Genomic DNA, 25,636 nt, shown 5'->3' on the forward strand with positions numbered 1-25,636 from the left:
TTTCCGGGCGCGTCCGCCCGTTTCATCAATGTGGTCGTTTACGCCGCCCGGGCGGCTTCCGGGCGGGCCTGCTTGCCCAGATCGTTGCGGTTGGTCGGCCCGGCGGCGCGGATCTTTTCACGCAGCCGCACCGGCTCGACCACACCATTGGCGACGGTCACGTCGATCAGATTGACGTCGACCACTTCATTGTTGGCATAGGCCGTGGCGCCGATCGCCTCCAGCCGGTCTTCAGCCGCCTTGTCATGGGCGACGTCGGCATTGTCGATGATCTCGGCCCAACCGCCATTGGCGTACCAGACGGCTTCGCCATCGGTCAGGCGGTTTGCGGTCAGAACTTTCATCGTTCAGCTCCTTCGGCGGCTGTTTGGGCGGCGCCTTCATGCCTGTGTGCCGCGAGCGGCTCGGAACGTTCAAAGTTGGCGCCGGCAACCGCATCGCCGATGATCGTCATGACCGGGCCGGTAAGGTCGGCGCGGACCTCCAGCGACGGCAGGTCGGCGAGCGTGCCGTGGAACCGGCGGCGGTTGGCAAGGCTGGCATTCTCGACCACGGCGACCGCCGTATCCGGCGACAGGCCGGCCTCGATCAGCCGGCCTGCAACTTCGGCCGCGACCGAGCGGCCCATATAGACGGCGACCGTGGCGCCGGAAATGGCGAGCTTGGCCCAGTCGGGCAGCGAATTTCCCTTGAGGTCGTGGCCGGTGGTGAACACCATCGACGACGACACGCCGCGCAGCGTCAGCGGCAGCTCGAAATCGGCGGCGGCGGCGAAGGCCGCGGTGACGCCCGGAACCACCTCATAGGCGATGCCGGCATCGCGCAACGCTGCCATTTCCTCGCCCGCCCGCCCGAACACCAGCGGATCACCGGATTTCAGCCGCACGACGCGCTTGCCGTCGCGGCCGAGTTCGATCAACAGCGCGTTGATTTCGCCCTGGCTCTTGGTATGGCAGCCCTTGCGTTTGCCCACCGGCAGACGCTCGGCGTCGCGACGGCCCATGGCGACGATCGCCTCCGGCACCAGCGCATCATGGACGATGACATCGGCTTCCATCAGCAGGCGGTGGGCGCGCAGCGTCAGCAGGTCTTCAGCGCCGGGACCCGCGCCAACCAAGGCAATGTGACCCGATGCCGGCGCGTTCGAAAGCAACAGGTCGACGGCGGCGTCATGCGCCTGCGAAAGCTGGCCGGCGTCCATGGCGCGAGCCGGTGCGCCGCCGAAAAAGTCGCTCCAGAAGCGCCGGCGGGCATTGCCTTTCGGCAGCAATCTCTCAGCGGTGCCGCGCAACGAGGCAGCAAGCGAAGCAAGCGGCCCGAGCGACGGCGACAGCATGCGGTCGATGCGGCTGCGCAGCATCTGGGCAAGCACCGGGCCCGCCCCTTCCGTGCCGATGGCAATGGCAACCGGCGCGCGGTTGACCAGCGCCGGGGTGAAGAAATCGCACAGCTCCGGCCGATCGACGGCATTGACCGGAATGCCCAGCCGGCGCGCATCTTCGGCAACGCGCCGGTCGAGCGCCTCATTGCCGCTGGCGGCAAACACCATCACCGCGCCTTCGAGATGCGCAGTCTCGTAGGCGGCGGCGATGTGGGTTGCGCCATTCGCGGCGATGAAGGCCAGCAACTCGGCCTCGGCGGCATCGCTGACGATGCGCAGCGCGGCGCTCGACTGGCCGATCAGCCGCGCCTTTGCTAGAGCCTCCTCGCCGCCGCCGACGATGGCCACGGCTTCGCCCTCGACCCGCATGAAGACGGGAAAGGCGTTAAGCTTGGGGATGGCCTGCGGCATGGCGAGTGGAATCCTGAATACGCTGTCGGTTTTACGCGCGGGCGCGAAAAAGCAGAAGGAACGCACTCGCGCATCGCTTCGTGCGAAGCAATCGCTTTTCCGCAAGCACCAAAGGCAGGAGAAAAAAATTCCACACCCACGAGTGGAGCGGATCCAAGCCGCTGTTGCTAGCCTTGATCTGCGGCCGTTCTAGCGACAAGCGAGGTATATTGCAAAACACTTTTTTCTAAATTCTACCAATCTAGTAGACTAAAGCTGCGATGCGGAACATTCCTGCCTCGGCGCGCGTTTGCCCCTGCGAATCCGAGCCTGGCTGTTCAGCTGCCGCAATGGCTCCAGAGACGGGCCTAAAAACCATGAAAAACAGGAAAAAGGAGCGCTCCGTGAACAACCTCAAGCTGAAACGCGGACTGTGGATCGTGGTGGCCGACGGCGAGAAGGCGCTGTTCCTCGAGAACCGTGGCGACACCCAATATCCCGACCTTCAGGTCGTGCAGGAGATGGAACAGGCAAATCCGGCGACGCGAGAGCAAGGTTCGGACCGCCCCGGCCGCTACAGCGACGGCCCTTCCGTCCACCGCAGCGCAGTCGAGGACACTGACTGGCACCGTCTCGGTAAGGAGCGTTTTGCCGACGAAATTGCCGAGCGGCTGTACAAGCTCGCGCATCGCGGCGCCTTCAAGGAGATGGTGCTGATCGCACCGCCGCAGGTGCTGGGCGACATGCGCCGAAAACTGCACAAGGAAGTCGCCGAGAAAATCACAGTGGAAATTCCGAAGACGTTGACCAACCACACCATCGTCGACATCGAGAACCTGCTGCAGGCGGCCTGATCGCTGGCATCAAGCGCCGCTAGCCGTTTCTTTTTTGCAGCAACCATTGCCAGCCCCGAGGCGGCTCGCCTTCTGCCACCCTTGTCGTCGATTCATGGCATTTGCGGGTTGCCTCGCGGCCATCCGAGCCGCCATATTGCAAAGGCGGCTGCTTCGGGCGGTGCATATCCGACATCGTGATTTTTGAAAGGCGCTCCATAGACCATGCCGCATGACACGCCCCTTATCGCCACCATCGTCGCCGGTTTGGGGCTGGCTTTCGTCTTCGGCGCAATTGCCAATCGCTTCCGCATCCCGCCGCTGGTCGGTTACCTCATCGCTGGCGTGCTGGTCGGGCCAAACACGCCGGGCTTCGTCGCCGATGCCGGCCTCGCCAATGAACTGGCCGAAATCGGCGTGATCCTGTTGATGTTCGGCGTCGGCCTGCACTTCTCGCTGAAGGACTTGTTGTCGGTCCGCGCCATCGCCGTGCCCGGCGCCATCGTGCAGATCGGCTTCGCGACAGCGCTCGGCGCCGCTCTTGCCTGGATGCTCGGCTGGTCGATGGGCGCGGGGCTGGTGTTCGGGCTGGCGCTTTCCGTCGCCTCGACCGTGGTGCTGCTGCGTGCCTTGCAGGAGCGGCGGCTGATCGAGACCGAGCGCGGCCGCATCGCCGTCGGCTGGCTGATCGTCGAGGATCTGGCCATGGTGCTGGCACTGGTGCTTTTGCCGGCGCTCGCCGGTGTGCTGGGCGGTCAGGAGCAGGTGGAGGTCCACAGCAGCGGCCTGCTGTCGCTGTCGGCGAGCTACGGCGTTTGGGGTGTCGTCGGCATGACGCTGGCCAAGGTCGCCGCCTTTGTCGTCGTCATGCTGGTGGTCGGCCGCCGTGTCATCCCCTGGATCCTGCACTACGTCGCCCATACCGGGTCGCGTGAATTGTTCCGGCTGGCGGTGCTGGCCATCGCGCTCGGGGTCGCCTTCGGCGCGGCCAAGCTATTCGGCGTCTCGCTGGCGCTGGGCGCTTTCTTCGCCGGCATGATCATGAGCGAATCCGAACTCAGCCATCGGGCGGCCGAGGAATCGCTGCCGCTGCGCGACGCCTTTTCCGTGCTGTTCTTCGTTTCGGTCGGCATGCTGTTCGACCCGTTCAGCCTGATCAGCAATGGCTGGCCGATCCTGGAGACACTGGCCATCATCGTAATCGGCAAATCGCTGGCGGCCTTCGTCATCGTCGTCGCCTTTCGCTATCCGATCGCGACCGCGCTGATGATTTCGGCAAGTCTTGCCCAAATCGGCGAATTCTCGTTCATTCTGGCCGAGCTCGGCGTTGGGCTGAAGCTACTGCCTGAACAGGGCCGCGACCTGATCCTCGCGGGTGCTATCCTGTCGATCGTCCTCAACCCGCTGATGTTCCTTGCCGTCGACTGGATGAAACCGTGGCTGGAAAGGCGCGCCGGCAAGACGGCGCCGCTCGATGAGGCAAAGCCGATCGGCCCCGCGACGGAGCCAGGCCAACTGGCTTCGGTTGCGGCGCCGGTGAAAGAGGATGGCCCGCCGCCCAGCACAGCGCTTACCGGCCACTCCATCCTGGTCGGCTATGGCCGTGTCGGCAGCCTCGTCGGCGCGTCATTGAAGGAGGCCACCCTGCCCTTCCTCGTCATCGAGGATGCCGACAAGACGCTGGCGAAGCTCAAGGACGACGGCATCGAAACCGTATCCGGCAATGCGGCGAATAGCGAGGTGTTCGCCGCAGCCAATCCCGAGGGCGCGAAGCGGCTGATCCTTGCCATCCCGAACGCCTTCGAGGCGGGACAGATCGTGCTGCGCGCCCGCGCCGCCAACCCGAAGATCAACGTCATTGCCCGCGCCCATTCCGATGCCGAGGTCGAGCATCTCAAGGGGCTCGGAGCCGACACCGTCATCATGGGCGAGCGCGAGATCGCGCGCGGCATCGTCGAAATGGTGATCGGACATGCTGCGGCACCTGCGTTGCCGTTAAAGGCTGCCGAGAAGCCGACGGCGTAGCTCCTTCAGTGGAGCGAAACACCATTCACACGTGCTGGCCGCCATTGATGTGGATTTCCGAACCCGTCACATAGGACGCCTGCTGAGAGCACAAGAAGAAGATGATGTCGGCGACTTCGGCCGTGGTTCCCAGCCGCCGCAGCGGAATCGTCTCGACGATCTTTTCCGTGCCGGGCGACAGGATCGCCGTGTCGATCTCGCCGGGTGCGATGGCGTTGACACGGATGCCGTGCGGGCCGAAATCATGCGCCATTTCCCGCGTCAGCGAGCCGAGCGCGGCCTTCGACGTCGCATAGGCGGTGCCGGCGAAGGGATGCACGCGGGTGCCGGCGATCGAGGTGACGTTGACGATCGAGCCTTTGGCCGACGCCAATTCCCTAAACAATCCCCGCGCCAGCATGATCGGTGCGAAGAAATTGACCTGGAACACGTCGCGCCAGACGTGCATCGGCGTGTCGATCGAATTCATGCGGCTGTTGCCGTCCTTGAGCTTCGGCGAGATGCCGGCATTGTTGACCAGCGCATGAAGCTGGCCGCCATGCGCTTCCAGCCGATGGCGGATTTCCGAGATCGCGATGCCGACATCCTCCTGGTCGGCCAGATCGACCTTGATGTGGTCTTCCGGACCGGCCGGCCACGGGCAGTCCTCGGCAAAGGCCTGGCGCGAGCAGGTGATGACGCGCCAGCCTTCGCGCGAAAAGCGCTTGACCGTGGCATGGCCGATGCCGCGGCTGGCGCCGGTCAGCACGATGGTCTTTCTAGGGTCGGTTTCGGCCATTCGCGATCTCTCTAGGGCGACGTGCGTCCCTTTGGACGCACAAAGTATGCTCTAGCACTTTTAACCCGGAGATGTAGCGGAACACGGCAGCGATGACGAGGGGTCAGCCGCCGGTGAGGATGTCGAGGATCGAGGTCTGCCGCTTCTTGACCGGGCCGCCGACATCGCCAGGCGGCACCGGGCGCTTGATCGATGCGGTGGTGCCACCACCGCCCGGCATGCCGAAGCCGCCGGCATCGACCGTTTCGGCAGGACGCACGGCGCGAGGCGGCGACGCTTTTTGAGCGGACGGCGCGGATTGGCCAACCGAAGCGGACGGCACCGGTGCCGGTTGCGCCGTGTGCGGTGGTATTTCGTCCTGCACGATCGTATCCGCAGGCGTCGACCTCCATGTTCCAGGCAGCGGCCGCACCGGCACGCCTTCATGCGCGGCGACCATGAATTCATGCCAGGCCTGCGCCGGCAGCGCGCCGCCGGTGACCTTCTTCATCGGACTGCCATCGTCATTGCCGAACCAGACGCCGGTGGTGAGATTGGCGGTATAGCCGATGAACCAGGCGTCGCGCGAATTCTGGCTGGTGCCGGTCTTGCCGGCGGCCGGCCAGGCAAAGGCCGCCTTCCTGGCAGTGCCGATTTCGACAGTGCCGGTCATCATCGAGTTCATCATACCGACGATCTCGGGCTTGACGACGCGCGGGGCGCCGCCGCCATTGTTGTCGTAGAGCACCTTGCCGCCGGCTGTCGTCACGCGGCGGATAAAATGGACGTCCGGCCGGTGGCCGCCATTGGCGAAGGGGACATAGGCCGACGTCAATTCAAGCGGCGTCACTTCAGAGGTGCCGAGCGCGATCGAGGTGTTGGCCGTGAGGTCGGACTGGATGCCCATGCGATGCGCCGCCTCGACGACGGCCTCAGGTCCGACTTCCATCGTCAGCTGAGCGGCCACCGAGTTCAGCGATTTCGCCAGCGCCGTCGCCAGCGTCACCTTGCCGAAATACTTGCCGCCGTAATTGGTTGGCGTCCATTTGCCTATTCTGATCGGCGCGTCATTGCGCACGCTGTCGGGCGTACGGCCGGCCTCCAGCGCCGCCATGTAAACAAAGGGCTTAAACGCCGAGCCCGGCTGGCGGCGCGCCTCCGAGGCGCGGTCGAACTGGCTGGTCGAATAATCATAGCCGCCGACCATGGCACGTACCGCGCCGGAATTGTCTATCGACACCAGCACGCCCTGGCTGGCATTGAGCTTTTTGCCGCTCCCGTCGATCAGCCGGCGGATCGATTGTTCGGCGAGCTTCTGCAGCGTGAGGTCGACGGTGGTGTCGACGATGATGTCGCCGCGCACGTCGCCGATCAGGTCGGGCAGTTCTTCCACTATGGTGTCGGCGACATAGTTTTCCGAGCCCGTCCAGTAGGATGCCACCCGCGACGCCGGCGCGATCATCGCCGTGGTCAGTTCCTTGGCGCTGATCTTGCCTTCGTCGCGCATGGCGGCGAGAACGAGCTGCGCGCGCTGCTCGGCCGCCTTCGGGTCACGCGCCGGAGACAGTCGCGAGGGCGCCTTCAACAGGCCAGCGAGGAGTGCAGCCTCGGGCAGCGTGACATCGCGCGCGCTCTTGCCGAAATAGCGGCGCGAGGCCGCTTCGACACCATAGGCGCCGGAGCCGAAATAGACCCGGTTGAGGTACATTTCGAGGATCTGGTCCTTGGTGTGCTTGTGCTCAAGCCACAGCGCCAGAAGCACTTCCTGCACCTTGCGTTCCAGCGTGCGATCGGGCGTCAGGAACAGGTTTTTCGCCAATTGCTGCGTCAGCGTCGAGCCGCCCTGCGAAAAACGCCCGCCGAGAACGTTGGCCACCATGGCTCTGGACAGACCGATTGGGTCGATGCCCAAATGCGAATAGAAGCGGCGATCTTCGATGGCGATGACGGCCTCGGGAATATAGGCCGACATTTCATGCAGGCCGACGGCTTCGCCGCCGCTCATGCCGCGATTGGCAAGCAGCTTTCCGTCGACGGAGACGATCCTGATATTGGGTGCGCGGTCGGGAATGGCCCAGGTGGTGGCCGCCGGCATTTTCGCACCGTAATAGACAACGATGCCGGCGGTGGCGATGCCGCCCCAGATTGCCAGAACGAAGCACCAGTAGGCCAACCGGCCGAGCACTCCGAACAGGCCGCGCCGGCTTTTGCCGCGTCCTCGACGCGACGATTTTGTCTTGGCCGATTGGCGCTTTGCAGAGGTCTTGGGGTTGCTCGGCACGACGCGATCCTCCTCGCTCACCGAAAAACCGGCCGAGGATTTCGCCCGTGGCGGTCCCTCGAAGCTCGGTTCGATGCGGCTGTCTCTGCGGTTCGCCATGCGCTGTGCTGTCTGTCCCGATGCCTATCGCATCGGCCCGAAACTCGCAATTTTCGGGCCGATGCGAAGCTTCAAAGTCGTAGAGCGCACTCTGTGCGTCCGAACGGACGCACGTCGCTCCATGGCGTTCGGGGTGAAGAGTAGATGCGGCGATTTAAGGGCGGGTTAAGATGCTCGTTCAGCAGGCCTTTGAAATTCCTTACGAATTTCTAAATCCGTTACCGCCCGTTACCGCTGCCGTTACCGCTCTGTTCACGCCGCTTGATTCTGGCGTCGGCAAAACGGTCCGCAGCCTCCAAAATGGCGCGGTCATATATTTCCGTCGTGCTGATATCTGAGTGACCGGCAACCTGGCGGGCATCATCCAGCGAGGCGTTCGAAGCCCTTCCCTCGGTGATGCCAGAGGCTCGCAAGTCGCGTGCCCACAGCGCGACCGGAAGGCCGGCTGCTTTTCGATCCACACTCCAGCGCTGCCCGAATATCTGGGCCCGATATGGGAGCCCGGTCTCTTCCGAAACGATCACCGGACCGTGCCGATGCTCGACCGGCCAGTGCTTCAGCTCCTCCATCACCATTGGCGCCTTCTTCAGCGAATAGGTGGTCTCGGCGCCAGAGCTGTCGACAGTCTTCGACGGCGTGTAGCGAAGCACGAGGTCGTCATCGATGTCTTCCCATCGCAAGCCGAACCATTTAGTTTCCCGTTCAGCGTCCAGCACCTCGGAAATGCCGCCCATGTCCATCGGCCACCATTGTCCGATGACGTCCCACAGACGAACCGTTGTTTCGAAGCACAGCGCATAGGTGAGCGCAGAAGACGGACGACCTGCTGCGTGGGCGGCAGCGCGAGCCGCCGTGATCTGAGCGGCGGTTGCAGCTTGCTTCCGGCGCTTCGGCTGTGGCAGCGTCTTGCCGGAGACCGAGAGAACCACCTGAAGCTCGGCGCATCCAGGAAGCCGCAGCATGATGCCGAAATTTGTCGCCGCAAAGAGCACGGCCCGCGCCATTGCTGATGCTGCAAGATAGCGCCCGTTTCCCGACCATACGTCGTGCCATTCCATCAGATCGACGCCGCTGATGTCATCGATGCGGACCGGCCCGATGTGGCCGCGAAGATTCTTCAGGTAGTGATTGTAGGGCACCAGCGAACCCGGCTTCAGCTTGTGGTAAGGGCTGCGCTTGTGGGTTTCATAGATCGACAGCAGCGATTTGACGGTGCCGTCGAAATGCAGAGGGTCGCCGCGGTGGCCAGTGCGCCAGAGCAGCATGTCGGCCTGCAGGGAGTCGCATTTCGCCTTGAGCATTTCGGGCTGGTCGACGAGATACTGAAGATTGACCGTTTTCGGGATGTAACCGGCCTTTACGTCGTCCTCATCGGCGACCCACACCGGGACCTTGCCGTCGGCGCGCTTCATCCACTTCAGCCCGGGTGCTTTGACCTGCTCTTCGTCTTCCATTGGCTTGCGTCCGCCTTGCCGGGCAGCGCGGTCGTCGTCGACGAGGCGGTCCCGAGATAACTTTCGTAGAAACGGGCCACCAAGGCAACTGGCCGTCCGCCATGGAAATCGTCAATGGCGGGGAAACCTGGCTTGCTGGCAAGAGTTGGAAGGCGCTCGCGCATCCATCTTTCGGCGTTATCTCGCCCTACTATGGCCTCTGCGATCGCAAGATCGCTAGCAAACATCGGCAGATCCTCGATCCGCAATGGTGGCGGCTGGACCGCGCATCGCGCCATCAGTCATATCCCTCCAGCCAGAGCCGGTAGGACTTGTCGATCTCGCGGAAGTGGTTGGCAGGACCGTCTTCGTAATCGAGGTCAACGCGGCTGCGGATGTCGCACTTCGCCTTCAGCCAGGCAGCGGCCTCGTCGGCCGATTGGACGGTGACGCCATAATTCTTGCCAATGAAGGTCCAGAAGCCCTTTTCACCGCGCGAGATCGCGGCGGCCGACGCTCACCGACACGGTGAAGGCCATTCGCAAACGGCCGCCGACGAACAACGAGGCGACTGGCTTCAAGGGGAAACGCCACGACGGCCAGGTGAAGGACGAACGCGAGCATTTCCAGATTTGCCCCGTTTGCGGGCAAGAAATGGACATGCGCGATCTTGGCGAGGCGCTTCACCACGCGACGCCAGGCCACAAGCCTTTGAAGTATCCCGACTAGCTCGGCGAGCCGAAGCTGTGCCACGCCTCGCTGGAGGGTGGGTGGGACGATTAGTCGAGTTTGAGGAAACGCAGTTCCCAAGCGGCATACCACTTGAGACTCAAGCCCAAGGCCAAACCAACGAGTATCGGCAGGAACGTCTTTAGCTCGATCGGCTGCCCTGCATAAGCCAAAGATACGGTCGGGATGATGAAGCCGGTTGAGGCTGCGACAACTGCCAGGTTATTGTAGTACTCGGCTGACAGTTTGATGCGTTCATTGTTGAGCTGTTTCTCCGCAGTCATTTTGCATCTCCCCTTTTCCAAGCGGGCAGCAAAGCACCGAAATAATTGCCTGTCCACGACTAGAGTGAGCTTCGCGAAGATCTAGAGAGTTCGGCCGGCGCGGATCATTGCGCGGGCGATCGCAAGCTGCGCCTCGACCTTGGCGTTTTCCTTTTGCGTCATGTTGTCGGCGCCGCCACTCCCTATGGCTGGTCAGCCGGTCTGCTTCTCGAAATCATTGCGCCGCGAGCGGATGGCGGCCAGTAAATCAGCTTCGGTCCTGTTCGGGGAGCAATGGAAAGCAGTCAGCACCGCCGCCGCCAGGTCTTCCGCCTCAATCGACTTGCTGTCCAAACTGGCGTCGGCGCATATCTGGTCGAACACTCGCTGGCACAAGGCCAATTCTTCGGGTCCAAGAAATTGGCTGAATCGATCTAGCATCTCAACGCCTCCGTAGGGGCGAGAGTGCGATAGGCGTCTCTCAATCAGCGAAGCCCTTTATGTGATCGCTGACGCCTGGACTGTACTCTTTCGCACAAACATTACGAGTCATTCCTATTTCACGGAACAAGCACGATGGCGCGACGTTACGACCACCAAAAGGGTTGCTTACAATGGCGGACGGACCCGACAAGCTGCCACCGGATCGTCTCTCCCTTGTCCAGCGCTTGGTCAAAGAGGCCAATATTACCGAGGAGCAGGCTCGCGAGCTAATCGCTCTCTTGGGATACGACTGGGCGTCGCTCATCCGAGAAGCCCGCTTTCTAACCCGAAAACGCTAGTCGGGTCTGTCAAACATATACCCACCTAGAGATATGCTTCGCCATCAGCACGGTGCTCGAAACAGAACCAGTGCGATGGCTGCCGCGGCTTGGCAAAGCCCCATCCGGCATTCTTGCCGCAGCCGGGATGCTCGCACCTGTGGTGCTGAATCCCGGGCCGCGTGACGGGGTCCATCGCACCGGGAAGGCGGATAATCTCGTCGCTCATCGGCATGTTCTCACCTCAGATTGGTGGAAAGATTCCACAGCCGATCTTGACGATCAAGAAAAATGTTCCTTTTCTGTTCTCATGGCGCACGATCCGATCGACACGCTGGGTAAGGCGACCCGGCACAACATGCGCCTGATGATCCACAAACCGATGAAGATCGATGGCAAGATCCATTGGACCACCGAGCGGTTCCGGGGATGATCGAGCGCCTAAAGGTCCGCCTCGCCTACCAGCGTCGACGGCAGCATTATGCTTGCTGCCTTCGAGAACCATGTCGAGGCATTCAAATTCGTATCCGCTATCGCGGCGCCCGCGTCTGGCTGGACTGGGGCAGAACCGTCATCGCTGGCCAATCTGGGCAGTATGATTATACCGCGAGCTTCCTGCAATCTTCCGTCGGCCGCATTTTGAAGAACCAGTGGGGCTCCCTCTCAGGAACTTGGTCCTGGTCGATCTCGACCGCCGATCCGCGTTTCCGGCTTCATGGCGGGCAGCGAGGAACCGCTGACACGAAAGAGCAGGCGGTGTTTGAGCTCGAGCGCGAGTTCACGCGCTTCATTGCCGAGACGGAAAAATACCGGCGCTAATCCGGCATCGGTTTTACAATCGAAACGCAACCCATTGATATCATACAAGCGACTTTTCGCCTGTTTTACAGGCAAGTCCTTGGAATCCGGTCGAAAGGGCTAGCTTCCCAAGCTGACAGTCGGCATAGGTTGCGCAGATTTTGAGGGTTTTCCCATGCGCAACGTCACGACACCACGAGAAGCTGAGGTCATTCACGAACTTCCTGACGAACTCGCAGCGCTGATTGGCCGCATTATGGTCGCCTACGAAAAGCTCGAACACAAGCTGACGATGCTGACTGGGGTCCTCTTGCAACTCAGTAAACCTGAAGCGAGAATCGTCTTGCGTGAGCCTCGTGCAAATGAGCGACTGGAGATGGCGCTTGATCTTTTCGCCATTAAAGACATTCAAATAAAGACCGATACTCGCGCTCTAAGTGAGGTGCTTACAAAAGCAACGTCGGGCCGTGATGTTCTTGCCCATGGTCTGTGGCTTGAGAACCTGGAACCGACGACCTATACCTTCGCCTTACGCGCGGGACTTGGCCAAAGAACCTAACGCGCGGTGACAAAATTAAGCGTTCAGTGTTTCCGCAATCGATTCCGTACGGCGTCTCAGACTGCAAGGCCACCCTAGGACTTATTGCGCTAGCGTTGAACTTGGTCGACCAACTGGGGAGCGAAATTGATGAGGCTTTGTCCGAATTTCCGGAAAGATTTCGATCCCCCTCTCCCGTCCTGAATCCGCTTGGGAGTCGAAACACCTAGTCTTTTCCGCGCTAGCCTGTCACGCCGGAGGTCCAGAGGTTGCAACTGAACGGTCGCGGACGCGTTCATCATGCTGACAGGTAAGTTTGACCTCGGATCGCGAAAGGGCCATATTGGTGGCTCAGCCTAAACGACAGGCTCGCTTTTTCACCGGGCCTAGAAAGTAAAAAACATCATGTCTGCCGCATCCAAACTGACCGGCTACCAATTGTTTGTCGGCGTAGGCATTGGTGTTACTTCGCTTCTGGCAGGCGCCATATTTGTGGAGATGCTTGGTCAAGCCGAAAAACTTGGCGCCCATGGTGCTCGCCTTGCAACGATAGAGACCGGCGTGGTTAAGACATCGACCGATGTCGTTGGCCTCCAGAGAACCATTGGTGAAGGGTTCATCAAGGTGGATAGCAGCCTGTCCCTATTGAAAACCACGATGGATAGGAACGCTGCCGATCCAAGCGTGATGATCACGAACCTAGGCTTGGCAGAACCGGGTGACGTATTTGGAGCGATCATTTATAACGATGCGCTTTGGGCTTTCCCGGCAACTGAAGCAATGGCGAAACGGCTCACGGCGTCAGGCTTGGAGCGTGTGCAAGTAAACAACGCGCTGCATGGCTTCAAGATCATGTCGATAAACGCCGGCGGCGTTGTATCTGGCGCCCAGGAAACGCCCCCCCAATAAGGGCCAGTTACCGGCTTCTCTTTCCTCGGTGGCGGTGACTTCGCCACCTTCTTTCGCGCGCGGTCAAAAGGCCTCGTCGGACTGGTCGGTCGCGCTCGGCCCTCTCTGATGTCGATTTTTGCGGCCTTAACCGGCTCTCGCGGTAACGGGTACCAACGAAATCAAGCACTTACTTTTAAGGGCGTTAAATGGTTCAAAGTTAATTCAATGCGTTACGGCACGTCACCGCTCCGTTCCTTGCTCCTGGCGGTCGGCAACAATGGCGTCTATCGCGAGACGGCGGAGCGTTCTCGCATTTCGGCATCAACTGCCCAGCCGCAGTCGTTCGGCGCGGACCGCCCATAGCAAGGTAGCCGCAATCTATGCTCGTCATTAGAGCGCGATCGGTAAAGTGCGTTCGATCGCGCTCTAAACCATTGAATCTACGCATGACCTTGTCACCAAAGTTACGCGCACTGGGGATCATGCGTTAGCCAATCGCAGCACGAACGGAAAGCGCTGCCCAGGATGATTGCATCGTCTCGCCCACATGGCAGTAGCAGACAATTTCGTGGAGCTCATTGTCGGTCAATTCGAAGAAACGCTTTGCTTCGCCATAAGTATCGTCTTTCAGCCCCTCATCGCGCAGGATCGAATCCTCGAAGGCAACCGATATTGGCGAGCCTTCGCCACGCATAATTTCGCGCTCGGGTGACGAACGATATTCGGTCCCGATAAGTGCGGTGAGGAGTCGGTTGGGCTGCCGTTCAAGAAGTTTTGACCAACGTTCGAGACGCTGGGTTCGGTCCATTGCAGGAGGTGTTGGGTCTCTGTGTACCTTTGCCACCGTATGCAGTTGGTCCAGTGTTTGGTGCCTCATGGCAACCTCCTAATAGTAGGTGGGTTGGCCCCAAACTCCCTGTACCAAGATCATACCGCGAATGTGTCGATACGTCACTCTCATTCCATATCCAGCTTGGCTTCTCTCCGGGTGCATCGAAGGATGGAGCGGCCCCTGCCTTATCGTCAATTTTCGGCCTGATGGGGTAGGTCGTCGGCACCTTTGCCGCGCCAACCCGGCGCGCTCAGTTCTGCTGGATCGAAATGCCTTTGTCGTCAATCTTGAGTTCCACGCCCTTCGGCCTGGTTTGCTCGCGATAGACATAGACGCCGAGCGCGATGACCACCACGACGAGCGCGCCGATGATGAGATAGAGCATGTTCTGTTTCATGGGCGCCCTTGATGTGCTTCGAGGATCAGGCCTGCTTCACCAGCTTGATCAGCACGAGCAGGATGACCGCGCCGATCGTGGCGTGGATGATGGAGGCAAATATGCCACCGCCTATGGCGAACCCCAGCCTTGGGAAGAGCCAACCGGCGATGAAGGCACCGACAATGCCGACGGCGATATTGCCGACAAGGCCGAGGCCGAAACCCTTGACCATCAGGCCGGCGAGCCAACCGGCGATGGCGCCGATGATGATGAAGACAAGCAGGCTCTCAGTACCCATTGCAGATCTCTCCTGAGCGAATGGCCGCGGAGCAGCAAGCTCCGAATCGACCTCCGATTGCAACAGGGGCCAAACTATTGGAAAGGAGCCGGCGCCGCCAGCGGCGTCATTCGTCGTCGTCATCCCCGGATGCAGGCCGCCAGCTGATCGGTTCGATCTTCCTTTGCGTATGGCCGTCCGTATACGCCCACCAGCCGGTGTCGTTCTCGTCCCAGTCGCCGCCGGCCGCCTTCAGGCGGTCGAGCGACCGGTACTGCGCGATGGATTCGTTCATCACGCCGTCGCTGTCCTTCCAGTAGACGGTGACCTTGGAGCCATCCTTGGGCGCTGTTTCGATTGGTTTTCTGGCAGCCATTTCATCCCTCCATGGACCGACAGAACGTCGCGGCGAACACCTGGTTCACCTTAGCTGTGGGCGAAGATGTCTGCCTCATCCCAGCCCATCAGGTCGAGTTTCGCACGCGTGGGCAGGAAGCGGAAGCAGGCCTCGGCCTCCTTGCTCCGGTTGTCGCGCGCCAGCCGCGCTGTCAGAACATCGCGCAGCTGGTGCAGATAGAGCACGTCGGAGGCGGCGTATTCGAGTTGTTCGGGCGACAGCGTCTCCGCCGCCCAGTCCGACGATTGCTGCGCCTTCGACAGGCTGACGCCGAGAAGCTCAAAGCAGATGTCCTTCAGCCCGTGCCGGTCGGTATAGGTTCGGGTAAGCCGCGAGGCGATCTTGGTGCAGAACACCGGCTCCGGCATGACGCCGAAGGCGTTGTAGAGCACGGCGAGATCGAAACGGCCGAAATGGAACAGCTTGGTTATGCTGCGGTTCTTGAGCAGGCTGACAAGGTTCGGCGCCTTCTTCTGGCCGGGCGCGATCTGGATGACGTCGGCGGAACCGTCGCCCGGCGAGATCTGCACCACGCAAAGCCGGTCGCGATGCGGATTGAGTCCCAGCGTCTCCGTGTCGATGGCGACCGCCCCGACATCGTAGTGCAAGAGCCCCGGTAGGTCGTTCTTATGGAAGCGGATATCGCTCATCGTCTTCTCCGGTCGCGACTGGACGCACGTCGCTCTAGCCCGTCCTTGCCGCGATCCGATGAAAAATCAACAGAAAGTTGAATTCTTGCCCTGTCAGCGTGTCAGCGCATCGAGAATGCGCGCCCAGGAGCGTTGTCCCTTGTGGAAGGAACTCATCTCGTATTTCTCGTTCGGCGAATGGATGCGGTCATCGTCGAGCCCGAAACCGACCAGCAAGGATTCGATGCCGAGATAGGTCTGGAAATCGCCGACCACCGGGATCGAGCCGCCGCTTCCCGTCGTCACCGCCGGCTTCGGCCATTCGTCGGACAGCGCGTCCTTAGCCTTGGCGAGAAACGGCGAGTCGTAGGAAAGCTGGATCGCCGGCGAGCCGCCATGCGGGTGGAAATCGACTGAGCAGTCGGCCGGGATGCGCTCCCTGACGAAGGCCTGGAAAGCGGCTCGGATCTTCTGGGGATTCTGCTTGTGGACGAGGCGGAAGGACACTTTTGCCGAGGCTTTCGCCGCGATCACCGTCTTGAACCCCTTGCCGGTATAGCCGCCGGTAATGCCGTTGAACTCGGCCGTCGGCCGCGCCCAGGTGAGTTCGAGCACCGAGCGGTCCCTTTCGCCGGACGGGATCGACAGGCCGACAGGTCCAAGGAACGTCTCGGCGGTCTCGCCGAGCGCCTCCCATGACTTCAGGATCTGCGAAGGCGTCTCCTCGACGCCGTCATAGAACCCCGGAATGGTGACATGGCCGTTCTGGTCGTGGATGTCGGCCAGTATCCTGGCCAGGATGCGGATTGGATTGGCGGCAGCACCGCCATAGAGACCGGAATGCAAGTCGCGGTCGGCGGCCTTCACCGTGATCTCCTCGCCGACCAGCCCGCGCAGCGCGACGCAGATTGACGGCGTATCGCTGTCCCACATGCCGGTGTCGCAGACAAGCGCAAAGTCGGCCTTGAGTTCGGCCGCATTTGCCTCGAGGAACGGCTTCAGCGATGGCGAGCCGGACTCCTCCTCGCCTTCGAACAGGATTGTGATGCGGCACGGCAGCCCGCCATGCACTTGCTTCCAGGCGCGGCATGCCTCGACGAAGGTCATCAGCTGCCCCTTGTCGTCGGCCGAACCACGTCCCGTGATCACCTGATGGCCGGGCTCGATCTCCTTCACCGAAGGCGCGAACGGATCGCTTTCCCAAAGCTCGATCGGGTCGACCGGCTGCACGTCGTAATGGCCATAGAACAGGACATGCGGTGCGCCCGCCGGCCCGTCATGGTGCGCCACCACCATCGGATGGCCTGGCGTGTCGCGCACGCTGGCGTCGAAGCCGATCAGTTTGAGCTCCGCCACCAGCCATTCCGCCGCCTTGCGGCAGTCTGCGGCATAGGTCGGGTCGGTCGAGATCGACTTGATCCTGAGCAGGCCGAACAGGCGCTCAAGGCTCTCGTCGAGGTTGTTATCGAGGCGGTCGAGGACGGGAGAAATTCTGGACATTTTTATCAGGCCTTTCGATTCTGAGCGGCAACCCTAAAGCTGCGAGGCAGAAACGAAAAGCCGGCGGTCGTTGGACCACGGGCTTCAAAGAGCAAAAAAATGCCGCCGTGGTGGAGGGGGAACCACGGCGGCCTTTACTCGAAACGATGCGGCAGCCCGGAGAGGGGGGATAGGCTGCCGCAAGTGTCCGGGATAGGCGGGGGACGGGCCTTGCTCCGGACCTCGGCGAAAAATGCCGATGGCGTTTATCTGTGTCTCCGAACGTGGCGATTCAAGGGCACGAAGATTACACTTTCGTAACATACCCGTGATCGGATCGACTTGTCAGGGATGTTGCCGGAACCGGTGGTTGAGGCCGCCTTTGGCATGGACCACGACGCCGCGCCGCGCTATCCCTTCGTCCCATGAAAAAAGGCGATCATCTCTTCCTTGTCGACGGCTCCGGCTACATCTTCCGTGCCTATCACGCGCTACCGCCGCTGACCCGCAAATCCGACGGGCTGCCGACCAGTGCCGTGCTCGGCTTCTGCAATATGGTGTGGAAGCTGACGCAGGACGCCCGCAACACCGATGTCGGCATCGTGCCGACGCATTTCGCCGTCATCTTCGACTATTCGTCGAAAACCTTCCGCAACGACCTCTACCCCGAATACAAGGCCAACCGCTCGGCACCGCCGGAAGATCTGATCCCGCAGTTCGGCCTGATCCGCCAGGCGACCAGGGCCTTCAACCTGCCCTGCCTCGAGACAGAAGGCTATGAGGCCGACGACCTGATCGCCACCTATTGCCGGCTTGCCTGCGAAGCCGGTGGCGACACCACCATCATTTCCTCCGACAAGGATCTGATGCAACTGGTCGGCCCTTCGGTCGCCATGTACGACCCGATGAAGGACCGCCAGATCGGCGTTCCCGAGGTGATCGAGAAATGGGGCGTGCCGCCGGAAAAAATGATCGACCTGCAGGCGCTGACCGGCGATTCGGTCGACAATGTGCCGGGCGTGCCCGGCATCGGGCCGAAGACCGCGGCGCAATTGCTGGAACAGTTCGGCGATCTCGATACGCTGCTCGCCCGCGCCGCCGAGATCAAGCAGGACAAACGGCGCGAATCGATCATTGCCAACGCCGACAAGGCGCGCATTTCGCGTGAACTGGTGACGCTGAAGAACGACGTGCCGGGGATCAGCGGACTCGACGATTTCGTATTGCACCCGCCCGACGGACCAAAGCTGATCGGCTTTCTCAAGACGATGGAATTCTCCTCGCTGACCCGCCGCGTGGCGGAAGCGACCGGAACGGAAGCGGCTGATGTCAAGGCCGTTCCCGTCATTATCGAGCGTGCCGACACCGCGCATGGTCCCGATGTCGGGTTTGGAGTGCCGGCAGCCGCCGAAAGAGCGGCAGGCACAGTGACAGACGAAGCCGGAGAAGCAGTGCCGGCCACCGTCAAGGTGGAACCCAAGGAAGGCGACACCCCTTCGCTTCTCTCGGCGCTCCGCTTTGAGGACGCCACTGCCAGCAAGATCGACACCAGCGCCTACGTCTCCATCCGCGACACAGCCGTGCTGAAGGCATGGGTGGCCGAGGCGATGGAGACCGGCATCGTCGCCTTCGACACGGAGACCACGTCAGCCGATCCGATGCAGGCCGAGCTGATCGGCCTGTCCATGGCCACCGCGCCCGGTCGCGCCGCCTATGTGCCGTTCGCCCACAAAAGCGGCAACGGCGACCTGCTCGGCGGCGGAGTGGTCGAAAACCAGATCCCGATCCGTGAGGCGCTTGGCATTCTGAAGCCGTTGCTGGAGGACAAGTCGGTTCTCAAAATCGTTCAGGAGCTGAAATACGACCTCGTCGTCATGAGCCGCCACGGCATCGAAGTCGCCCCCTTCGACGACACGATGCTGATTTCCTACGTGCTCGACGCAGGCACGTCCGGCGGCCACAGTATGGCGGCTCTGTCGGAAAAGTGGCTCGGCCACTCGACCATTGCCCTCAAGGAGCTGGCCGGCTCTGGAAGAAGCTTCGTCGGCTTCGACCAGGTCGATATCGACAAGGCCACAGCCTATGCCGCGGAGCACGCCGATGTGACGCTCAGGCTCTGGCGGGTGCTGAAGCCACGGCTTGCCGCCAAGGGCCTCGTCTCAGTCTACGAGCGGCTGGAACGGCCGCTGGTGCCGGTTCTGGCAAGGATGGAGCAGCGCGGCATCTCCGTCGACCGGCAGATCCTGTCACGGCTCTCCGGCGAACTGGCACAGGGCGCCGCGCGGCTGGAGGATGAAATCTATCAGCTTGTTGGCGAGCGCATCAATATCGGCTCGCCAAAACAGCTCGGCGACATCTTGTTCGGCAGGATGGGCCTGCCCGGGGGCTCCAAGACCAAGACCGGCCAATGGTCGACCTCGGCGCAGCTTCTGGAAGACCTCGCCGCCGAGGGCCACGAACTGCCGCGCAAGATCGTCGACTGGCGCCAGCTGACCAAATTGAAATCGACCTATACCGATGCGCTGCCCGGTTTCGTCCATCCCGATACGAAGCGCGTCCACACCTCATACGCGCTTGCCGCGACGACGACGGGACGGCTGTCGTCCTCCGATCCCAATCTGCAGAACATTCCGGTACGCACCATCGAGGGGCGGAAGATCAGGACGGCCTTCATCGCCGACAAGGGCAACAAGCTGGTTTCCGCCGACTACAGCCAGATCGAGCTACGCGTGCTCGCCCATGTCGCCGAGATCCCGCAGCTCAAGCAGGCGTTTGCCGACGGCGCCGACATCCACGCCATCACCGCATCGGAGATGTTCAACGTGCCGGTCGAGGGCATGCCCGCGGAGATACGCCGCCGCGCCAAGGCGATCAATTTTGGCATCATCTACGGCATTTCCGCCTTTGGCCTGGCCAACCAGCTGTCGATCCCGCGCGAAGAGGCCGGCGCCTACATCAAGAAATATTTCGAACGCTTCCCGGGCATCCGCGACTATATCGACGCGACCAAGGCCTATGCCCGCGAATACGGCTATGTCGAAACGGTCTTCGGCCGCCGCATCCACTATCCGGAGATACGGTCGTCGAATCCTTCAGTCCGTGCCTTCAACGAGCGCGCCTCGATCAATGCCCGGCTGCAGGGCACCGCGGCCGACATCATCCGCCGCGCTATGATACGCATGGACGATGCGCTGGAAAAAGCGAAGCTTTCCGCCCGCATGCTGCTGCAAGTGCATGACGAGTTGGTCTTCGAGACGGCCGAAGCGGAGGTCGAGGCGACGATCCCCGTCGTGCGCCATGTGATGGAGAACGCCGCGATGCCGGCGGTATCGATGTCGGTGCCACTGCATGTCGACGCCCGCGCCGCCGACAATTGGGAAGAGGCTCATTGATGCGCCCAAGCCAGGTGTGTTGAGATTCAGGTCAGGCCGAGTCGAAAATGGTGGGTTCCGAGAACCGGAGCGGAACGTACTTTTGGGTACGTGAGCACCGGAAGCGCAGGAAGCCACCATTTGCAGGCCGGCATCACCTGAATATCAATACACCTTAAGCCGCCTCGGCCAGGCATTTGGCACAGGTCCCGCGGAACTCGATCACCGCCTTCTTGGCGGCGAAGCCGGTCGAGCGCACCCATTCGTCGAGCCGGTGTCCGACATCATGGTCGGAAAATTCGGTCACCTGCCCGCATGTGTCGCAGATGGCAAAGGCGGTCATCGAATGACTGTGGTCGTGCGGCTCGGCGCAGGCGACAAAGGAATTGAGGCTTTCGAGCCTGTGCACGAAGCCGGACTTCACCAGCGTGTCGAGCGCGCGATAGACTTGCAGCGGTGCTCGAAAACCCCGCTCGCGAAGCTGGTCGAGCAATGTATAGGCGCTGAGCGGACCGCTGGCGGCCTCGAGTTTCTCGAGCACGCACAACTGATTTTTCGTCAGCACATCCCTTGCCGCCATGATCCTGTTTCCAACCCGTATTGCGCCGGTTGCACGTCATTTCCGCATGCAAGCGGCTTCGATCCCATCCAGATAGCGACGAACGGGCCTTTTTGCTACTGTTTCTGTGCCGGCATGGCCCAGAAGCCGGCCAACTCCGGGCAGGCTCAAATTTCGAAGCAGACATTGGCGGGCCGTGTAAATAAAAACGGCGGAGCAGTTCCCGCCGTACCTGTTCGGCTATGCGTTGCCAATCACTTCCGTGGTGGATCACTTCCGCGGCGGACCTTTGCGTTCGGCTGAGGCGGCCCACAGATTGATGTCGGCTTCGCGCGCGTAGGTGTCGATTTCGGCGAGCTCGGCATCGCTGAAGTCGAGCGCCTTCAGCGCGCCGACGCAATCTTCGACCTGTTCGGGCCGGCTGGCGCCGATCAGCGCCGAGGTCACCCGGCCCTTGCGCAGCACCCAGGCCAGCGCCATCTGCGCCAGCGTCTGCCCGCGTCGGCCGGCAATCGCGTTCAGCGCCTTGATGTTGACGATGGTCTTGTCGTTGATGAAGGCCGGCCTCAGCGACTTGCCTTGGCTGGCGCGGCTGCCCTCAGGGATGCCGCCGAGATATTTGTCGGTCAGCATGCCTTGCGCCAGCGGCGTGAACACGATCGAGCCGACGCCGAGCCCCTCCAGCGTGTCGAGCAGACCATCGTCCTCGACCCAGCGGTTGAGCATCGAATAGCTCGGCTGATGGATGATGCAAGGCGTGCCGAGCTGCTTCAAAATGTCGGCGGCCTCGCGCGTGCGCTGCGAATTGTAGGAGGAGATGCCGGCATAAAGCGCCTTACCCGAGCGCACCGCGTGATCGAGCGCGCCCATCGTTTCTTCCAGCGGAGTATCAGGATCGAAGCGGTGCGAATAGAAGATGTCGACATAGTCGAGCCCCATCCGCTTCAGGCTCTGGTCGAGACTGGCCAGCACATATTTACGCCCGCCCCACTCGCCATAGGGCCCGGCCCACATCTCATAACCGGCCTTGGTCGAGATGATCAGCTCGTCACGATAGGAGGAGAAATCCGTCCGCAGGATTTCGCCAAAAGCCGTCTCCGCCGAGCCGGGCGGCGGGCCGTAATTGTTGGCGAGGTCAAAATGCGTGATGCCGAGATCGAAGGCCTTGCGCGCGATCGCCTGCTTGGTCCGGTGCGGCGTGTCGTCACCGAAATTGTGCCAGAGCCCGAGCGAGATCGCCGGCAATTTCAGGCCGGATCGCCCGCAGCGATTATAGACCATTTTCTCGTAGCGGTTTTCGGCGGGCACATAGGGCATGGGAGATCCTCAAAGCAAAAGCGAGCCCGGCAGCTGCTACCGCGAAAAGGGTGAGTCGGCTCTGTCCTCACCCTTAGCCTCTCCCCATTTTCATGGGGAGAGGGGTCGACGGAAAACAGCACGTGTCGCAATCACTGAAGCGCTTACCCTATTTCTTCTTTGCCAAGAGCTTCTTCGCCAACAGCCCTTCCGCATCCTTGACGCCCAGTGCCGCAGGCCGTTCGCAGGTGGTCTGCATGGCAACGAACTTTCCGCTCGCGCCTGACCGCAACATGCCGGTCATCACATCGACGGCATGCAGCGCCAGTTCCATCGAACAGCGATGCGGCCGGCCTTCCGCGATAGCCAGCGCCATGTCGGCGAGACCGGCGGTGCGGTAGTTGGCCATCATGCCGTGCGAATGCATCTGGTTGGCCAAGCCGAACGGATGCTTCCACTTCGGCAGCTTCTTGACCGGCTTGGCGGCATCGGTGATGCGAACGTCACCGCCGAAGAAATTCGGATCCGGCAAAAACACCGTGCCCAACTCGCCGTAGAGTTCCATCGGCGCATGGCCATGGCTCCACACGTCCCAGCTGGTATTGAGCGTCACCACGGCGCCATTCTCGAACTCCATCACGCCGTGGATCGTCGTCGGCGTGGCGACCAGGACTTTTTCGCCCGCGCGAGGCTTGGACGAGATCGTACGTTCCGTCGTCGGGATCGAAGCGAAGGCTGCCACCTGCTTCACCGGCCCGATCAGCTGGATCAGGTTGGTGATATAGTAGGGTCCGATGTCGAGCACCGGCCCAGCGCCAGGCTGGAAGAAGAAGTCCGGATTGGGGTGCCAATGCTCCATCCCATGGTTCATTACGTGGCATGTGCCGCTGGTGATCTTGCCGAGCTTGCCACTGTCGATCAGGTTGCGGACAAGCTGGTGCGCGCCACCGAGGAAAGTATCGGGCGCCGAGCCGATGCGCAGTCCCTCTCTCTCCGCCAGTTTCTTCAGGTCGAGCCCTTCCTTGACCGATAGCACGAATGGCTTTTCCGAATAGACGTGCTTGCCGGCATCGAGGATCTGTTTCGACACCTCATAGTGCACCGCCGGAACGGTGAGGTTGACGATGATGTCGATATCGTCAGCCTTGAGCAGCCCTTCGACTGTCTCGGCGCGCAGCTTGAACTCCTTCGCCCGCGCCTTGGCTGCATCCATGTTGATATCCGCACAGGCGCGCATCTGGATGCCGCGAAACAGCGGCGTAAACGAGAAATACGCCTTCGAAATGTTGCCGCAGCCGATGACGCCGATCCCAAGTTTTCTTGCCATGCTGATTTGCTCCTAATAGGTCTTGGCGGCTGCGATCGAGCGGCGGGCGAAGCGCTCGATATCGTTGGGGTTGTCCTGTTCCATGACGTAGTATTTGGCGGCGCCCTTGGCGCGCAGCGCCTGGATCAGTCCGGCCCAGTCGATCGTGCCGTGGCCGACATCCGACCAGCCGTCCTCGTCGAGACCCTCGCCGGGCTTGGCAATGTCCTTGACATGGACGGCGGCAATGCGTTTGCCATACTTCTCGATCCAGGGCAGCGGATCGTCGCCGCCGCGCACCACCCAAGCGACGTCCATCTCCCAGCCAATGTCGGGCGCTGCCGCCAGGATGTGGTCTTGCGGCACCGAGCCGTCGGCAAGCTTCTTGAACTCGAAGTCATGATTGTGCCAGGCAAAGCCGTAGCCGGCTTTCTCAGCCGTCTCGCCGACCTTGGCCAGGCGTGCGCCGAAGCCGCGCCAGCCGGCCGCGTCGGTCGGCCTGCTCTCGGCGACCAGATAGGGGCAGATGAGCAACGTGATGCCGAGCGTGTCGGCGATTTTGCGCACGCCATCGAAATCCTTCTCGAGCGCGTCGATCGAGAAATGGCCGGTCGGCATGGCGAGCCCGTTCTTGTCGAGTTCGGCGCGAAACGCCTTGGGGTCGTCATAGACGCCGCCGAACCCTTCGACTTGCGCGTAGCCGAGCTCGCCCAGCATCTTGAGCACCGCTTCCCAAGGTTGGAAATTGCGAGCGCTGTAAAGTTGGAATGACCAGTTCATCGTCTCTGTCCGTTCTCTGGGGATGGATGGGCTTGAGGTGAAATTCTTGGGAGTTACAGGCGGGCGCCGGTTGCGGCGTCGAACAGCGAAGCGCGCATCGGGTCAAAACCGATGCTCACCGTGTCGGCATTGTTTGGTGTGCGCTCGGATGTCACCCTAACCGTGAAATTCTGATTTCCGAGCTTCAGCCAGACCAGCGTGTCGGACCCCATGGGTTCGACGACGACGACATTTGCCGTGGCTGTGAACGGCCATCCGGAGCCGCTGTTGAACGCGACATGCTCGGGCCGGATACCGAACACGGCCGCTCCCGGCACGGGCTCCTTTTCGAAAGCGTAAGTGGCGAGCGGGATCCGCACATCCTCGGCGACGAAGTGCCAGTTGCCATCATTTTTCTCCAGCCGGCCGTCGAGGAAATTCATCGCCGGCGAGCCGAGGAAGCCAGCGACGAAACGGTTGACCGGGCGGTTGTAGATGGTCTGCGGTGCGTCGAGCTGCTGGATGACGCCGCCCTTCATCACCGCGATGCGGTCGGCCAGCGTCATAGCCTCGATCTGGTCGTGGGTGACATAGATCATCGTGTTCTGCAGCTTGCTGTGCAGCAGTTTGATTTCGACACGCAGCTCCGCGCGAAGCTTGGCGTCGAGATTGGAAAGCGGCTCATCGAACAGGAAGACGTCGACGTCGCGCACCAACGCCCGCCCGATCGCGACACGCTGGCGCTGGCCGCCCGAAAGCGCCGACGGCTTGCGCTGCAGCAGTGGCTCGATCTGCAGGATTTCGGCGGCCCGCGCGATGCGCTTGGCGATCTCATCCTTGGCGATGCCGGCAACGCGCAGCCCGAAAGACAGGTTCTTCTCCACCGTCATCTGCGGGTAGAGCGCATAGGACTGGAACACCATGCCGATGCCACGGTTCTTGGGTTCCTCCCAGGTGACGTTCTTGCCCTTGATGAAGATGCGGCCGTCCGAAACGTCGAGCAGTCCGGCGATGCAGTTGAGCAAGGTCGACTTGCCGCAGCCGGACGGCCCGAGCAGCACGATGAACTCGCCTTCGGCGACATCGATGTTGAGCGTCTCCAGCACCGAAATTGCGCCGAAATTCAGCGACAGGTCCTGGATTGAGACACTGGCATTTTCGAGTCTTGTCATC

At 61.6% G+C, this 25,636-nt stretch carries 26 protein-coding genes; 7 read left to right on the forward strand and 19 right to left on the reverse strand.

All coding sequences use genetic code 11. The features are described 5' to 3' along the window. Nucleotides 1-38: 38 nt before the first annotated feature. Together CIT26_RS35275 and cysG are read right to left on the reverse strand one after the other, a co-directional pair. Complete coding sequence (locus CIT26_RS35275) at nt 39-344, reverse strand: DUF2849 domain-containing protein (protein ID WP_095496873.1); 306 nt, start codon at nt 342-344, stop codon at nt 39-41. After that, the gene (gene cysG / locus CIT26_RS35280; protein ID WP_095496910.1) at nt 341-1,792 is read right to left on the reverse strand and encodes a siroheme synthase CysG; all 1,452 of its coding nucleotides are present in this window, start codon (nt 1,790-1,792) and stop codon (nt 341-343) included. Before cysG ends, CIT26_RS35275 begins: the two co-directional genes overlap by 4 nt. Before the next feature lie 383 nt (nt 1,793-2,175). Here cysG and CIT26_RS35285 point away from each other — a divergent pair, with 383 nt between their 5' ends. Both CIT26_RS35285 and ybaL read left to right on the forward strand, forming a co-directional pair. Continuing rightward, the gene (locus CIT26_RS35285) at nt 2,176-2,625 is read left to right on the forward strand and encodes a baeRF12 domain-containing protein (protein ID WP_095488474.1); all 450 of its coding nucleotides are present in this window, start codon (nt 2,176-2,178) and stop codon (nt 2,623-2,625) included. Between the two features lie 204 nt (nt 2,626-2,829). After that, nucleotides 2,830-4,629, forward strand: coding sequence for a YbaL family putative K(+) efflux transporter (gene ybaL / locus CIT26_RS35295; RefSeq protein WP_095496875.1), 1,800 nt, complete (start codon nt 2,830-2,832; stop codon nt 4,627-4,629). A 25-nt stretch (nt 4,630-4,654) separates the two neighbouring features. Here the strand turns inward: ybaL and CIT26_RS35300 are convergent, their stop codons facing one another. The 3 genes from CIT26_RS35300 to CIT26_RS35310 all read right to left on the reverse strand — a co-directional run bounded on the left by CIT26_RS35300 (nt 4,655) and on the right by CIT26_RS35310 (nt 9,220). Continuing rightward, complete coding sequence (locus CIT26_RS35300; protein WP_095496876.1) at nt 4,655-5,407, reverse strand: SDR family NAD(P)-dependent oxidoreductase; 753 nt, start codon at nt 5,405-5,407, stop codon at nt 4,655-4,657. A gap of 103 nt (nt 5,408-5,510) precedes the next feature. Beyond that, a complete protein-coding gene (locus CIT26_RS35305; protein WP_095496877.1) occupies nt 5,511-7,766 on the reverse strand; it encodes a transglycosylase domain-containing protein in 2,256 nt (751 codons plus the stop codon). Between the two features lie 218 nt (nt 7,767-7,984). Next, a complete protein-coding gene (locus CIT26_RS35310; RefSeq protein WP_095496878.1) occupies nt 7,985-9,220 on the reverse strand; it encodes a site-specific integrase in 1,236 nt (411 codons plus the stop codon). A gap of 101 nt (nt 9,221-9,321) precedes the next feature. On the opposite strand from CIT26_RS35310, the gene CIT26_RS35315 reads away from it, so the two are divergent. After that, entirely contained in the window at nt 9,322-9,528 is a 207-nt protein-coding gene (locus CIT26_RS35315) for a hypothetical protein (RefSeq protein WP_095496879.1), read from the forward strand. 450 nt (nt 9,529-9,978) lie between these two features. On the opposite strand, the gene CIT26_RS35325 is transcribed toward CIT26_RS35315, so the two are convergent. Next, on the reverse strand, nt 9,979-10,212 hold the full coding sequence (locus CIT26_RS35325) for a hypothetical protein (protein WP_095496880.1): 234 nt from the start codon (nt 10,210-10,212) through the stop codon (nt 9,979-9,981). 192 nt (nt 10,213-10,404) lie between these two features. Next, on the reverse strand, nt 10,405-10,575 hold the full coding sequence (locus CIT26_RS35335; protein ID WP_245319677.1) for a hypothetical protein: 171 nt from the start codon (nt 10,573-10,575) through the stop codon (nt 10,405-10,407). 450 nt (nt 10,576-11,025) lie between these two features. On the opposite strand from CIT26_RS35335, the gene CIT26_RS36955 reads away from it, so the two are divergent. Further along, nucleotides 11,026-11,385, forward strand: coding sequence for a hypothetical protein (locus tag CIT26_RS36955; protein WP_167391650.1), 360 nt, complete (start codon nt 11,026-11,028; stop codon nt 11,383-11,385). A gap of 230 nt (nt 11,386-11,615) precedes the next feature. Here CIT26_RS36955 and CIT26_RS36305 read toward each other — a convergent pair whose 3' ends face one another. After that, on the reverse strand, nt 11,616-11,819 hold the full coding sequence (locus tag CIT26_RS36305) for a hypothetical protein (RefSeq protein WP_143747981.1): 204 nt from the start codon (nt 11,817-11,819) through the stop codon (nt 11,616-11,618). 106 nt (nt 11,820-11,925) lie between these two features. On the opposite strand from CIT26_RS36305, the gene CIT26_RS35350 reads away from it, so the two are divergent. Both CIT26_RS35350 and CIT26_RS35355 read left to right on the forward strand, forming a co-directional pair. Next, nucleotides 11,926-12,309, forward strand: a complete 384-nt coding sequence (locus CIT26_RS35350) for a hypothetical protein (RefSeq protein WP_095496884.1) — start codon at nt 11,926-11,928, stop codon at nt 12,307-12,309. Between the two features lie 384 nt (nt 12,310-12,693). Then, a complete protein-coding gene (locus CIT26_RS35355; protein WP_095496885.1) occupies nt 12,694-13,197 on the forward strand; it encodes a hypothetical protein in 504 nt (167 codons plus the stop codon). A 469-nt stretch (nt 13,198-13,666) separates the two neighbouring features. Here the strand turns inward: CIT26_RS35355 and CIT26_RS35360 are convergent, their stop codons facing one another. The 6 genes from CIT26_RS35360 to CIT26_RS35385 form a co-directional block, all read right to left on the reverse strand. After that, nucleotides 13,667-14,056: a hypothetical protein gene (locus tag CIT26_RS35360; RefSeq protein WP_095496886.1), complete on the reverse strand. Its 390-nt coding sequence runs from the start codon at nt 14,054-14,056 to the stop codon at nt 13,667-13,669. A gap of 205 nt (nt 14,057-14,261) precedes the next feature. Continuing rightward, nucleotides 14,262-14,408, reverse strand: coding sequence for a hypothetical protein (locus CIT26_RS35365; RefSeq protein ID WP_029348215.1), 147 nt, complete (start codon nt 14,406-14,408; stop codon nt 14,262-14,264). 25 nt (nt 14,409-14,433) lie between these two features. Further along, nucleotides 14,434-14,688 carry a GlsB/YeaQ/YmgE family stress response membrane protein gene (locus CIT26_RS35370; protein ID WP_095496887.1) on the reverse strand — a complete coding sequence of 85 codons (255 nt, stop codon included), beginning with the start codon at nt 14,686-14,688 and terminating at the stop codon, nt 14,434-14,436. 106 nt (nt 14,689-14,794) lie between these two features. Beyond that, nucleotides 14,795-15,043, reverse strand: a complete 249-nt coding sequence (locus CIT26_RS35375) for a hypothetical protein (RefSeq protein ID WP_095496888.1) — start codon at nt 15,041-15,043, stop codon at nt 14,795-14,797. 50 nt (nt 15,044-15,093) lie between these two features. Continuing rightward, nucleotides 15,094-15,714 carry a ribonuclease D gene (locus CIT26_RS35380; RefSeq protein WP_095496889.1) on the reverse strand — a complete coding sequence of 207 codons (621 nt, stop codon included), beginning with the start codon at nt 15,712-15,714 and terminating at the stop codon, nt 15,094-15,096. Between the two features lie 93 nt (nt 15,715-15,807). After that, the gene (locus CIT26_RS35385; protein WP_095496890.1) at nt 15,808-17,193 is read right to left on the reverse strand and encodes a M20/M25/M40 family metallo-hydrolase; all 1,386 of its coding nucleotides are present in this window, start codon (nt 17,191-17,193) and stop codon (nt 15,808-15,810) included. Between the two features lie 404 nt (nt 17,194-17,597). Here CIT26_RS35385 and polA point away from each other — a divergent pair, with 404 nt between their 5' ends. Then, nucleotides 17,598-20,564 carry a DNA polymerase I gene (polA, locus tag CIT26_RS35390; protein ID WP_095496891.1) on the forward strand — a complete coding sequence of 989 codons (2,967 nt, stop codon included), beginning with the start codon at nt 17,598-17,600 and terminating at the stop codon, nt 20,562-20,564. A 154-nt stretch (nt 20,565-20,718) separates the two neighbouring features. Here polA and CIT26_RS35395 read toward each other — a convergent pair whose 3' ends face one another. The 5 genes from CIT26_RS35395 to CIT26_RS35415 form a co-directional block, all read right to left on the reverse strand. After that, nucleotides 20,719-21,123: a Fur family transcriptional regulator gene (locus CIT26_RS35395; RefSeq protein ID WP_023675234.1), complete on the reverse strand. Its 405-nt coding sequence runs from the start codon at nt 21,121-21,123 to the stop codon at nt 20,719-20,721. Nucleotides 21,124-21,372: 249 nt separating this feature from the next. Continuing rightward, nucleotides 21,373-22,419, reverse strand: coding sequence for an L-glyceraldehyde 3-phosphate reductase (gene mgrA, locus CIT26_RS35400; RefSeq protein WP_095496892.1), 1,047 nt, complete (start codon nt 22,417-22,419; stop codon nt 21,373-21,375). Nucleotides 22,420-22,567: 148 nt separating this feature from the next. Continuing rightward, nucleotides 22,568-23,725 carry a Gfo/Idh/MocA family protein gene (locus tag CIT26_RS35405; protein ID WP_095496893.1) on the reverse strand — a complete coding sequence of 386 codons (1,158 nt, stop codon included), beginning with the start codon at nt 23,723-23,725 and terminating at the stop codon, nt 22,568-22,570. Between the two features lie 12 nt (nt 23,726-23,737). Then, on the reverse strand, nt 23,738-24,484 hold the full coding sequence (locus CIT26_RS35410) for a sugar phosphate isomerase/epimerase family protein (RefSeq protein ID WP_095496894.1): 747 nt from the start codon (nt 24,482-24,484) through the stop codon (nt 23,738-23,740). A 53-nt stretch (nt 24,485-24,537) separates the two neighbouring features. Continuing rightward, nucleotides 24,538-25,635 carry an ABC transporter ATP-binding protein gene (locus tag CIT26_RS35415; RefSeq protein WP_095496912.1) on the reverse strand — a complete coding sequence of 366 codons (1,098 nt, stop codon included), beginning with the start codon at nt 25,633-25,635 and terminating at the stop codon, nt 24,538-24,540. Between the last annotated feature and the right edge of the window lies 1 nt (nt 25,636).

This window comes from Mesorhizobium temperatum, from assembly GCF_002284575.1.
Classification (GTDB): Bacteria; Pseudomonadota; Alphaproteobacteria; order Rhizobiales; family Rhizobiaceae; genus Mesorhizobium; species Mesorhizobium temperatum.

Bases quoted from the DNA above. Each gene is read 5' to 3' on its own strand.
- CIT26_RS35370 (WP_095496887.1), bottom strand. From the start codon at position 14,688: ATGGGTACTGAGAGCCTGCTTGTCTTCATCATCATCGGCGCCATCGCC.
- CIT26_RS35405 (WP_095496893.1), bottom strand. From the start codon at position 23,725: ATGGCAAGAAAACTTGGGATCGGCGTCATCGGCTGCGGCAACATTTCG.
- CIT26_RS35325 (WP_095496880.1), bottom strand. From the start codon at position 10,212: ATGACTGCGGAGAAACAGCTCAACAATGAACGCATCAAACTGTCAGCC.
- CIT26_RS35315 (WP_095496879.1), top strand. From the start codon at position 9,322: ATGGAAATCGTCAATGGCGGGGAAACCTGGCTTGCTGGCAAGAGTTGG.
- CIT26_RS35360 (WP_095496886.1), bottom strand. From the start codon at position 14,056: ATGAGGCACCAAACACTGGACCAACTGCATACGGTGGCAAAGGTACAC.
- CIT26_RS35350 (WP_095496884.1), top strand. From the start codon at position 11,926: ATGCGCAACGTCACGACACCACGAGAAGCTGAGGTCATTCACGAACTT.
- CIT26_RS35310 (WP_095496878.1), bottom strand. From the start codon at position 9,220: ATGGAAGACGAAGAGCAGGTCAAAGCACCCGGGCTGAAGTGGATGAAG.
- cysG (WP_095496910.1), bottom strand. From the start codon at position 1,792: ATGCCGCAGGCCATCCCCAAGCTTAACGCCTTTCCCGTCTTCATGCGG.
- CIT26_RS35375 (WP_095496888.1), bottom strand. From the start codon at position 15,043: ATGGCTGCCAGAAAACCAATCGAAACAGCGCCCAAGGATGGCTCCAAG.
- CIT26_RS35275 (WP_095496873.1), bottom strand. From the start codon at position 344: ATGAAAGTTCTGACCGCAAACCGCCTGACCGATGGCGAAGCCGTCTGG.
- ybaL (WP_095496875.1), top strand. From the start codon at position 2,830: ATGCCGCATGACACGCCCCTTATCGCCACCATCGTCGCCGGTTTGGGG.
- CIT26_RS35385 (WP_095496890.1), bottom strand. From the start codon at position 17,193: ATGTCCAGAATTTCTCCCGTCCTCGACCGCCTCGATAACAACCTCGAC.
- mgrA (WP_095496892.1), bottom strand. From the start codon at position 22,419: ATGCCCTATGTGCCCGCCGAAAACCGCTACGAGAAAATGGTCTATAAT.
- polA (WP_095496891.1), top strand. From the start codon at position 17,598: ATGAAAAAAGGCGATCATCTCTTCCTTGTCGACGGCTCCGGCTACATC.
- CIT26_RS35395 (WP_023675234.1), bottom strand. From the start codon at position 21,123: ATGGCGGCAAGGGATGTGCTGACGAAAAATCAGTTGTGCGTGCTCGAG.
- CIT26_RS35410 (WP_095496894.1), bottom strand. From the start codon at position 24,484: ATGAACTGGTCATTCCAACTTTACAGCGCTCGCAATTTCCAACCTTGG.
- CIT26_RS35365 (WP_029348215.1), bottom strand. From the start codon at position 14,408: ATGAAACAGAACATGCTCTATCTCATCATCGGCGCGCTCGTCGTGGTG.
- CIT26_RS35300 (WP_095496876.1), bottom strand. From the start codon at position 5,407: ATGGCCGAAACCGACCCTAGAAAGACCATCGTGCTGACCGGCGCCAGC.
- CIT26_RS35355 (WP_095496885.1), top strand. From the start codon at position 12,694: ATGTCTGCCGCATCCAAACTGACCGGCTACCAATTGTTTGTCGGCGTA.
- CIT26_RS35380 (WP_095496889.1), bottom strand. From the start codon at position 15,714: ATGAGCGATATCCGCTTCCATAAGAACGACCTACCGGGGCTCTTGCAC.
- CIT26_RS35305 (WP_095496877.1), bottom strand. From the start codon at position 7,766: ATGGCGAACCGCAGAGACAGCCGCATCGAACCGAGCTTCGAGGGACCG.
- CIT26_RS35415 (WP_095496912.1), bottom strand. From the start codon at position 25,635: ATGACAAGACTCGAAAATGCCAGTGTCTCAATCCAGGACCTGTCGCTG.